We start from the raw sequence: 10448 nt of genomic DNA, 5'->3' as shown, positions 1-10448 counted from the left end.
CCTAAATAAATTCATTTTTATATGCAATTTAATTATGCATAATATAAAATGAATCTATTTCGCTCTCCTCTGCCATCAAGGGCCATTTTATAGAGGAAATATAGACTATTTCTCGGATACTTTCGAGCGTGGGCTTATCTTTCTAATGGGGTTTGTCTTATTCTCCTAATAATTTTTCCATAATTTCTGTACTGATTGGATGCACGCTTTCGGCTGCGTTGGATAAAACAACTACTGCTGTCTTCGTGTCAGGAGAAAATCCAATAAACGAACTGCTACCGTCCGTTCCGCCCGTGTGATGGAAGTATATAATACCGTCCATCATGCTCATGTGCCAAGCCAGACCTATATCCGTGTTATCTGGTGTGAAAAAAGTGAATTGTCTCGTCAGGGCCATCGCGTTTTGCAATTCGTTTTCCGGCATTTTAAATTGTTCGACCACAAATAGCATAAGATCTCTTATATTGGATTTTAAGCCGCCCGCACCCACCATAACTTTCCAATTCCACAGCGGGGTTATATTCCCGTCTTTATCCAATCCGGGGAGTATCGTTTGTTGTTTTTCTGCATCTGGCTTGTCGGTCGTGTTGCTGAGCTGTAAAGGTGCCGAAATTATTTCTTGTAAGCATTGCGTGTACGGTTTCTTGCTGACAATAGCGATAAGCTCAGTTAACAAGCCATAGCCCAGATTGCTGTATTCATATTCTTCGCCCGGCTCATGCGATGCTTTATAACCCTTAAGAAAACCGAAAAGGGCCTTTTGATCATAAACCGCAAAGGGGTCTTTTTCGTCAAACCCTGCAATACGATTCCAATTGTCAGCCATCCGAGGAAGCCCTGCTGTATGGTTGGCCAAGGTTTTAAATGTAATTCCTTTAAGCGATGGATTGGAAGAAACCGAATCCGGCAGAAAAGGTGTTATGGAATCATCCAATTGGATAATACCTTTTGTAACAAGGTCGGCAAGCAACGTCGCTGTGAATACTTTGGTAATCGATCCAATTTCATATAACGTATTTTCTGTGGGAAGCGTACTGTTCCCTTTCTCCGTTTCACCGTACAGAAATGTTTTGTATTTATTTTGATGAAAGACAGCTACAGCTAAAGATTGTGTATTCCCCTTTTTAATATAAGTGTTGGCTACGGAATCTATATAGAAATCTAATGGAGTTTCCGTTTCTACTTGACTGATCACCTCTTCTTTTTCGGGTTTTTCAACTTCCTTGGCATCATTGTCGGCCACCGTAAACGCTAAAGTAGAATAACGATATGTACTATCTACAGCCAATTTAGCAAGTAGTTGACGCCCTTCTGTAAAAAATACCCGATAAGTGGCCGTCTGACCTTTGAAATCTTCCACTTCCACATCGGTTATTCTGCCGAGTTGATAAAGGTTCTGGAGCATAAAGGTGAGTTGGTTCTGGCTAACCTGCTCCTTAAAGGCATCTGAAGCTAAATTATAGATAGAGTCTGTCATCTGTGTGTTGATGAAAAATTCTATTTTATTGAAAACAGCTCGATTGGCCTCTTCTGTCCTCGTTTGTCCCAATCCCGTCAGCGCAGTGCACATCAATAGTAAGAAAAATAACTTGCGAATCATATCGCAAAATTACAGAAATATCCTGTTCTTATAAAACACAAATCCGTTTGAGGATAAAATGGGTATCCAGTTTACAAACCAATTATTTGTTTTAAACGAGCATATCCTGATTTACTAATATTGATTTTTTCTCCTGTCAGTAACGTGGCGATGTAACTTTCTTTTTCCATCGGTTCAATTTTTGCGAGTTGATCGACTTTCGCGATAAACGAGCGGTGGACTCGTACAAACTGTTTAGGATCTAATTGTTTCTCAAACGAACTCATCGTCTTGTTCTTTAAAAACATACCATCCTTCGTATGGATTTTGACATAATCATCGTAAGCTTCCAAAAAAGTAACCTGCTGTACAGGAATAATCTTAATCTGCGAGCCGTTTTTTACAACAATGCGTTCTAATGTTTCATCTGCTCGTGCAGCATCTACTTTTGCAGAAGTTTCACGAGGGGTGTTGCTTTGATGATTGTTCCTGAATTTTGTTAATGCCTGTTCAAATCTATCTTTGCTAATTGGTTTTAGAAGATAGTCGATAGCGTTTTTCTCAAAAGCTTTAATAGCAAATTCGTCAAATGCTGTTGTAAAGATGACGTTCGGCATTTCATCGAGGATCTCTAGCATCTCAAATCCGGTCAGCTTGGGCATTTGAATATCCAAAAAAATGAGGTCAGGGCGCACTTGTTGAATCATTTTTGCGCCTTCGAAGCCATCTCCACATTCGGCAACTATTTCGACATCATGATGTTGTTGTAAATATTCGGAGATGACCAAGCGTGCTAAAGGCTCGTCGTCTATAATGATAATCTTAATCATATTGTGGAATTTTTAATGTTGAGGTAAATGTATTTTCATGAATAGAAGTCTCCAATAAGTCGGTACGGCTATATAATAAAAACAATCGGCGTTGGATACTCGAAAGCCCAAAACCGGTGCCCTTTCTGCTTTCAAACTGATCGGAATCAAACGGATTGGTAATGGTAATGTACAACATGTAATTTTCTATTCGAATATCAATTGTGATTTCTACTTTACCGATTACGTTGTATAAACCGAATTTAATAGCATTTTCCAATAGCGGCTGGATAATCATCGAAGGGACCTTCACTTGATTTGCTTCCTCTTGTAAATGGAACGTTGTCGTTAGACGATGTCCGAAACGCACTTTCTCGATATCAAGGTATAGCCTTAAGTGAGCGATTTCGTCCGCGAGCGGGATTAACTGCCTATCATCTTTTCGCATCGTTCCGCGTAAAAAATCAGAGAGTTGAAATGTCATATTACGTGCCTCATCTGGTTTGATACCGATAAGGGCAATGATGGAGTTAAGGCTGTTGAACAAAAAGTGAGGTTGGAGCTGTTGTCGTAAATTATACAATTCGGCATCTCGCAAGATACGTTCGGATTCCTCTTTTCTCTTTTTATTCTCCTCATATTCTTCTTGAATGTTCCAAAAAACATTAATAATTGTCACGCACAGTAATAGCAGAAAGTTAATGATAAAACGATAGGGTAAGACCTGATAAAAATGCGTGAGTGAGAAATCATCAAAAAATTGGTTTAAGAAAAATATAGACAGCCCGATACTCACCACGGTCAATACCAAGCAAATCACTATGATCTTCACGTACTGATTTTTGCGTGGTAAATAAAATTGCAGTGTGCTGTAAATGAGATAGCAGCAAATGGTGATGGAAAGTGCACCAATCATCGGTTCATAAGGTGTAACCGTTTTGGGATTAGAATCCCACCACAACAGAAAATAAGAAACAGCAAAGTATAAAATACAAATGGTCCATGCACTAACATGAATCAAACGGTTTTTTGTTGTCAGCTTAAACGTCATATAGCGTTAACTGTTTTTTATAGTGATGTTGCCGAAAATGGATGTTCCCGTAATATATAAGCATTTGTTCTGATCTTTTACATTGGTCAGTATCACCCGCCGGTCATCATTTTCACTCAATATGCTAGATGCCGTAGTTGCTACCACCCAGTGCGGAGGCACAATAATCTTGGTGCTTCCAAATAGTTGAAACACGTCTAAAGCTACTGGTTGTTGTATATCTGCTTGTAATAAATTGATTTCGGTACTACCAAAGAGATTGGTCATGGTGCCTCCGAGAAAGTTTTTTGAGAAAATAATTTTTTTCGCGTAACCAAATATCGATTCCACTTTGATGTAGTTTTCACCCTCATACGTATATGTTCTTCTCGTTTGTTGTGTATCACCTGTATATGTATCACTAGGCTGTTCAAAGGAAGACTTGTAAGCATCTGCAGGATCATTCGCAATATCCACGCGTTTATCCCAATCAAATTCATTTTTATCGGTGTCCGATGGCCTGTGCGGAGGAACAGGTGGAGTATGTTGATGACGGTTTCGTACAATAAAATAGATGCCGATGATGATAGCTATAATAGGAAAAATGGTGCCCCAGAAAGGAACGTCCAGAAACCTTTTGAGAAAGAAAAGACCGCCAAAGGCAATCAAAAAAATAGAAGATTTCTTTTCAAATTTAGAATTCACGCCAATCACGATCCCAATGATAATCAAAACCATTTCCCAACCAAAGATGTTCCTCGGAAACGGAAAACCCAGGTCCAAATTACGCATGAGGAGCGCGGTGCCTAGGAATACGATCGCAAACCCAACGATATTCGCGCTTTTATTGTTTCCACGAGGCGGGATAGGAGGTGGTGTTTTATGATCTTTTTCTCTTTCCATTACTACTTGTATTTTTATGTTTGATTCAAAAGTAGTGCAATACTTAATAATACGTTAGCCAAAATAGGTAATACAACGCACTTTTTCGGTAAACACCGTTCTTTTTTCGGTGAAATCTTTCAAATAATGGAAGGAACGCGTGAAAAAGAAACGCAATATTTTTTAATTAAATTTGGAAACATGAAATTAATTATTATATATTTATAGCGAAAAAGGATTTAAACTTAAATACTTACAATACTAATGGGAGATTTTGAAAACAAAGAGCGTGAAGAAGTATTTTCAAAAAAGGTGAGAGCGGGAAAACGTACTTATTTTTTTGATGTAAAAGCAACTCGTTCTAACGATTACTATGTAACCATCACGGAAAGCAAAAAACGTTTTGAAGATGGGCAATTTATTAAGCACAAGATTTTCTTGTACAAAGAAGATTTTGAGAAATTTGCTGAAGGGTTGACAGAGGTTGTGGACTACATCAAGGCGAACCAAGAAGTTGCTGAAAAACGCTACGAACCGAATCAAGAAGACTCAGCCGAATATGCACAGAAAGACGACTACTCCTTCTAATATATTCGAACTTAAAAACATACGGAGCCACTATTAAGTGGCTTTTTTTATTATATTATTGTTAATTTCGTGGCTTTATCAATGTCCATTATGAAGAAGATATTAGTAAAATCACTTATAGGGTTTCTTTTTGTTACCCAATTGCAAGCCCAAAAGAAAACATTAAGTTTTGCCCAAGCATGGGGACAGGAGACTTCGGTCACAAAACCGATCAACGAATACACCGGTTGGGCGGACAATGATCATTATATCGAACGCGATGTCACGGACCGAAAGCTCTATCAAGTACATGTGAAAACAGGCCGGCGCACATCGTATACGGCACCTGTTAAATCGGATACGGAAGTGTTTGTTAAGGATAAAGATATTTATATCCGTTACGGAAATGACCAAGCCAAACGCCTCACACAATCTCCGGACGCCGAAGAAAAGAATCCAACTTTATCGCCTGATGGGCAATACGTAGCCTTCACGCGAGATAATAATTTATATAGTATCAAGGTAGATGACGGACATGAAATTCGTTACACTTCGGATGGTACGGACGTCATCTACAACGGTTGGTCCTCGTGGGTGTATTACGAAGAAATTTTAGGGCGTCCGACAAATTATAAAGCATTTTGGTGGTCACCAGATAGTAAGCAGCTGGCTTTTATGCGCTTTGATGATACACAGGTGCCGATGTTTCCTATTTATGTTTCCAAAGGCCAACATGGATATTTGGAAGAGACACGTTATCCCAAAGCAGGAGATCCTAACCCCGAAGTAAAAGTGGGTTTCGTGAAGGTAGAGGGGGCACCAATTGTCTGGGCCGACTTTAACGAGAAAGACGATCAGTATTTCGGAGAACCCTATTGGAGTTTTGACAGCCAATCCATCATGGTACAGTGGATGAACCGGGACCAGACGAATCTGAAATTCTATTCGGTCAATCCTATGAATGGTACTAAAAATGAGATATATGATGAAAAACAGCCGACATGGATTAATCTTGATCACAGTGAACGTATCACCTATTTAGCGGATAATAAACACTATATTCTGAAATCTGACCGTACGGGATGGGCACATTACTATTTATATACGTTGGATGGTAAGTTGGTTAAACCATTGACATCCGGCGACTGGCAGGTGACGTCCTTGGAGTTGATAGACGAGAAAAACAAAATCGTGTATTTTACTGCGCGTAAGGAAAATTCTGCGACGGTAGATCTTTATCGCGTTGATTATACAGGAAAGGGACTGAAACGCTTAACGTTTGGTGATTATACGCATCAAGTAAAGGTTTCTCCAGATGGGAAATATTTTATAACGAACTATTCCAATGTATTTACCCCCAGTAAAGTGACGTTGTTAGATAACAAAGGTAAACTGGTGAAAGAATTGGCAGACAGCAAGTCAAGTGATTTTGAAAACTATAATATTGGAAAAACGGAATATATTACTATCCCCTCGGAGGATGGGAAATTTGATTTACCTGTTATCATAACGTACCCCGTAGATTTTGACGAAAGCAAGGTCTATCCAGTGGTCATGAGTATATATGGTGGGCCAGATGCTGGAACCGTAAGAAATACATGGAAGGGAACTTCAAGTCAGTATTGGGCAAAAGAAGGGATTATCCAGATTACCTGTGATCACCGTGCGTCAGGGCATTTTGGCAAACAAGGAGTAGCATGGATGCATAGAAGTCTAGGAAAATGGGAAATGATAGACTATATCACCGTAGCCAAATGGATGAAAGCGAAACCTTGGGTAGCTGATGATAAACTTTTAATCACCGGACACAGTTATGGAGGGTATATGACCTGTTTGGCATTGACAAAAGCAGCTGATTATTTTGATTATGGTATCGCAGGCGCCCCCGTCACCAGTTGGGAGTTATACGACACCCACTATACCGAAAGGTGGATGGATACACCGCAGGATAATGTACAAGGATATCAAGAGGGTTCGGTGCTGATGTATGTAGATAAATATAAGGGAGGATTGCGAATCATGCATGGCGACATCGATGACAATGTACACCTACAGAATACAATGCAACTGGTGGACGCATTGACCGACAAGGATGTTCCATTTGAGCTAATGATTTACCCTGGCAGCAGACATGGATTTGAACGTTCGAAAATGGCGTATGACTTTAAAGAACGGATACGCTTTTATTATCAATACCTATTGGAAAAACCTGTGCCGGAAGATTTTAAATAGTATAATAAGACGATGCAAAAATACCATTATATTTGCATAATTATTTTTCAGCATGTTACAATATTTGAAGCAAAGCACGTTTAAGGCAAACGATGTTTTTATGAAAGCAATAAGTATCTTGAAAAGCCACTACTTTTCAATTGCTGGGCTTTGCTTTTTATTGTTTGTAACCTCTAATCTGTCGTCTTATTTGGCGTTTTTATTGGCAGAATCTAATGGCGATATCGTAAACGGTTTGATGTGTTTTGTCTTTGTAACGCTGTTTTTCGGAACGCAATTGGTACTGATTAAAAGAGCTTTATTGCTTGCGCAAGGTGTTGAACATGCAGATTTTAAAGACTATATCCCATCGGCAAAGCAGTTTGTGAATTTTCTGATGGGCTTTATATTATATTCTTTTTTATTAGGGATAGTCTATCTGCTTTCCTCTTTGCTAAGTTTTCCTTTGCTGTATCTAGGTGCAGATATGGAAACATTGAGTATGGAAGTTAATCCGTTTCTTACAGGTTTAATTATGATGTTTGTGTTGCTTCGAATTACTTTTTTTCCCTATTTTATCGTGGATAAAAAATATAGTCTTTTCCGTGCCTGTCGATTAAGTATAGCACTGACCAAGGGCAACGTCATTAACTTGCTGTTACTGCTGCTTGTCGTCGGAACAGCTTACATACTCCAGGTATCGTTTGAGTATTTAGGTTATTTTATTATAGCCAAAATTTTTAGTGCGATCAACACCTTTGTGATCATACCATCGGTCAGTTTGGTAATGGCAACAGCCTATCACAATATGATGAAAGACTATAAAGGGGGAGATGACCCGCAATTATTAAAAAATATAATTTAACACGCATTTTGAAGAAGAAAAATATTGCCATATTAGGTTCTACGGGAAGCGTAGGTACGCAAGCCCTGGACGTAATAAAGGCATTTCCGGAGTTGTTGGAGGTTTCTGTGTTAACTGCGAGTGCAAATGCTGACCTGTTGATTGCCCAAGCGCAAGAATTTAAACCTAAAGCCGTTGTGATTGTCTGCGAGGATAAATATACACAGGTGAAAAATGCGTTGGAAAGCTTAGGAATAACTGTCCTCTCTGGTGAAAAAGGCTTGGAGGAAGTCGTGCAGTACAATGAAATCAATATGGTGCTGAATGCCATTGTCGGGTCAGCAGGTCTACGACCTACAGTTAAAGCCATAGAGCACAGAAAAGATATTGCGTTAGCAAATAAAGAGACGTTAGTAGTCGCCGGTGCGTTGATGATGGATCTGGTTCGCCAATATGACGTGGCGATGTTGCCCGTAGATTCCGAGCATTCTGCTATATTTCAATGTTTAGTAGGAGAACAGGCTAATCCGTTAGAAAAAATATATCTGACCGCGTCTGGGGGGCCATTTCGGGGAAAAGATCGTGATTTTTTGACCACCGTTACGAAACAACAAGCATTAAAGCATCCTAATTGGGTGATGGGGGCCAAGATCACGATAGATTCTGCCTCCCTTATGAATAAAGGGTTGGAGGTGATTGAAGCAAAATGGCTTTTCGATTTGGAGGTTGAGCAGATCGATGTAATCGTCCATCCCCAATCTATTATACATTCGGTCGTGCAGTTTCAAGACGGTTCTATGAAAGCGCAGATGGGATTACCAGACATGAAATTGCCGATTCAGAATGCGTTGACATATCCGCATCGCCAACCGAATTCGCTTGAACGTTTTGATTTTATGAATTATGCTTCTTTGACTTTCGAAGAGGCGGATAAAGATACTTTTCGTAATTTGGAACTGGCGTATCAATCCCTAAGAGATGGTGGAGACCGGCCTTGTGTATTGAATGCCGCGAATGAAGTGGCTGTGGCAGCGTTCTTGGCAGATGAAATTTCCTTTTTAGGGATGAGTGATCTGATCGAAGCGACAATGTGTCAGCAAAAAATGGTGGAGAATCCCACTTTGGAGGATTTGCTGGCAATAGATAGTGAAACACGTATTGTGGCACGAAGTTTAGTGAAATAAGAAAACGAATAATTTAATAAATGGGAACATTGGTAATGATTGGACAGGTGATTTTAGGCCTGTCGATTTTGATAATATTGCACGAGCTAGGACACTTTCTAGCGGCGAGAGCATTCGGTATTAAAGTAGAAAAATTCTATCTTTTCTTCGATGCATGGGGTGTCAAGCTTTTTAAGTTTAACTATAAAGGCTGTGAGTATGGAATCGGTTGGTTACCATTAGGAGGGTACGTGAAAATTGCGGGTATGATTGATGAATCGATGGATACCGAGCAGCTGAAACAAGAGCCCCAACCATGGGAGTTTCGCTCTAAACCGGCATGGCAACGTCTTATTGTGATGCTGGGTGGGATTATAGTCAACGTCATTGTAGGAATTGTTGTTTTTTGGATGTTGGCGTTTCGTTATGGTGATAGCGATGTTGATAACAGTAAATTGTCTTATGGAGTGGTTCCAGGTATTATCGGAAAGGAAGTCGGTATCCAGCCCGGAGATAAAATTTTGATGGTCAATGGCAAGCCTGCAGTAGCTTTTAACTCGGATATATTGAGTGCAGAAGTTATGATGGGCGATGCAGTTTTGACAATAGAAAGGCAGGGCGATCGGCAAGAAATCAGTATGCCCTCTGATATCCTAAACAAGGTGGCTGATCATAAAGCATTCGAATTTGTACAGCCTCGTCGTAAAATGAAACATGTAGGTGAAATACAGAAAGGTTCGGAAGCAGAGCGCATGCAGTTTCAAGTGGGCGATAGTATTCTTGCTGTAAACGCCGCACCAACGGTGTTTTTTGATCAATTTTCTGACGAGATTAAAAAGAATGTAAATAAGCCGATAAGCGTTAGTGTAATGAGGGATGGCCAAGAATTGAGCTTGGCAGGCCGGGTAGACTCTACTGCGACAGTTGGTGTTTCACTCCTGATGGAGGATTTGCCTATTACCGCACACACCTATGGACTGTTAGAATCCTTGCCGATTGGTACACAACGAGCTTTTGAAGTGATTACTGTTAATATCAAAGGTTTTGGTAAAATCTTTAAAGGTGATGTACGCGCTGATAAAGCTTTGTCCGGACCTGTGGGTATCGCGAAAATGTTTGGTACTGAAGTGAACTGGTTTAAGTTTTGGAGTTTAGTGGGCATGCTTTCCATGGCATTAGCGTTTATGAATCTATTGCCTATACCTGCTTTAGATGGCGGACACGTCTTGTTCCTTCTGGTAGAGATGATCCAAGGTAAGCCGTTAAGTGACAATTTCCTTGAGAAAGCACAAATGGTCGGCTTCTTTATCCTCATCGCATTGATGCTGTTTACACTTGGAAACGATATTATAAAATGGTAATT

Annotated in this window: 9 protein-coding genes; 5 read left to right on the top strand and 4 right to left on the bottom strand. The window is 39.9% G+C overall.

Going from position 1 to position 10448, the window contains the following annotated elements; all coding sequences use genetic code 11:
* Positions 1-157: 157 nt before the first annotated feature.
* From FXV77_RS18600 to FXV77_RS18585, 4 genes are all read right to left on the bottom strand, one after another.
* On the bottom strand, positions 158-1600 hold the full coding sequence (locus FXV77_RS18600; RefSeq protein WP_148920746.1) for a serine hydrolase domain-containing protein: 1443 nt from the start codon (positions 1598-1600) through the stop codon (positions 158-160).
* 71 nt (positions 1601-1671) lie between these two features.
* Complete coding sequence (locus tag FXV77_RS18595; protein ID WP_148920745.1) at positions 1672-2409, bottom strand: LytR/AlgR family response regulator transcription factor; 738 nt, start codon at positions 2407-2409, stop codon at positions 1672-1674.
* Positions 2402-3439, bottom strand: coding sequence for a sensor histidine kinase (locus tag FXV77_RS18590; protein ID WP_148920744.1), 1038 nt, complete (start codon positions 3437-3439; stop codon positions 2402-2404). The genes FXV77_RS18595 and FXV77_RS18590 overlap by 8 nt, the downstream gene beginning before the upstream one ends.
* A gap of 6 nt (positions 3440-3445) precedes the next feature.
* Entirely contained in the window at positions 3446-4321 is an 876-nt protein-coding gene (locus tag FXV77_RS18585; protein ID WP_148920743.1) for a LiaF transmembrane domain-containing protein, read from the bottom strand.
* A 243-nt stretch (positions 4322-4564) separates the two neighbouring features.
* Here FXV77_RS18585 and FXV77_RS18580 point away from each other — a divergent pair, with 243 nt between their 5' ends.
* The 5 genes from FXV77_RS18580 to rseP all read left to right on the top strand — a co-directional run bounded on the left by FXV77_RS18580 (position 4565) and on the right by rseP (position 10446).
* Positions 4565-4888: a DUF3276 family protein gene (locus FXV77_RS18580; protein ID WP_148920742.1), complete on the top strand. Its 324-nt coding sequence runs from the start codon at positions 4565-4567 to the stop codon at positions 4886-4888.
* Positions 4889-4978: 90 nt separating this feature from the next.
* Positions 4979-7099 (top strand): S9 family peptidase, encoded by a 2121-nt coding sequence (locus FXV77_RS18575; protein WP_148920741.1) that lies wholly within the window; start codon positions 4979-4981, stop codon positions 7097-7099.
* Between the two features lie 100 nt (positions 7100-7199).
* Positions 7200-7943: a beta-carotene 15,15'-monooxygenase gene (locus FXV77_RS18570; RefSeq protein WP_148920740.1), complete on the top strand. Its 744-nt coding sequence runs from the start codon at positions 7200-7202 to the stop codon at positions 7941-7943.
* Between the two features lie 8 nt (positions 7944-7951).
* Positions 7952-9106 (top strand): 1-deoxy-D-xylulose-5-phosphate reductoisomerase, encoded by a 1155-nt coding sequence (dxr, locus tag FXV77_RS18565; RefSeq protein WP_148920739.1) that lies wholly within the window; start codon positions 7952-7954, stop codon positions 9104-9106.
* A 20-nt stretch (positions 9107-9126) separates the two neighbouring features.
* A complete protein-coding gene (gene rseP, locus FXV77_RS18560; RefSeq protein WP_148920738.1) occupies positions 9127-10446 on the top strand; it encodes an RIP metalloprotease RseP in 1320 nt (439 codons plus the stop codon).
* The last annotated feature ends 2 nt before the right edge of the window (positions 10447-10448 follow it).

The sequence above is a fragment of the Sphingobacterium phlebotomi genome, from assembly GCF_008180195.1.
In the GTDB taxonomy this organism is placed as follows: Bacteria; Bacteroidota; Bacteroidia; order Sphingobacteriales; family Sphingobacteriaceae; genus Sphingobacterium; species Sphingobacterium phlebotomi.
This window is presented reverse-complemented; position numbering and strand designations above follow the sequence as displayed.

Bases quoted from the DNA above. Each gene is read 5' to 3' on its own strand.
- FXV77_RS18585 (WP_148920743.1), bottom strand. From the start codon at position 4,321: ATGGAAAGAGAAAAAGATCATAAAACACCACCTCCTATCCCGCCTCGT.
- FXV77_RS18570 (WP_148920740.1), top strand. From the start codon at position 7,200: ATGAAAGCAATAAGTATCTTGAAAAGCCACTACTTTTCAATTGCTGGG.
- FXV77_RS18575 (WP_148920741.1), top strand. From the start codon at position 4,979: ATGAAGAAGATATTAGTAAAATCACTTATAGGGTTTCTTTTTGTTACC.
- FXV77_RS18590 (WP_148920744.1), bottom strand. From the start codon at position 3,439: ATGACGTTTAAGCTGACAACAAAAAACCGTTTGATTCATGTTAGTGCA.
- rseP (WP_148920738.1), top strand. From the start codon at position 9,127: ATGGGAACATTGGTAATGATTGGACAGGTGATTTTAGGCCTGTCGATT.
- FXV77_RS18580 (WP_148920742.1), top strand. From the start codon at position 4,565: ATGGGAGATTTTGAAAACAAAGAGCGTGAAGAAGTATTTTCAAAAAAG.
- FXV77_RS18600 (WP_148920746.1), bottom strand. From the start codon at position 1,600: ATGATTCGCAAGTTATTTTTCTTACTATTGATGTGCACTGCGCTGACG.
- FXV77_RS18595 (WP_148920745.1), bottom strand. From the start codon at position 2,409: ATGATTAAGATTATCATTATAGACGACGAGCCTTTAGCACGCTTGGTC.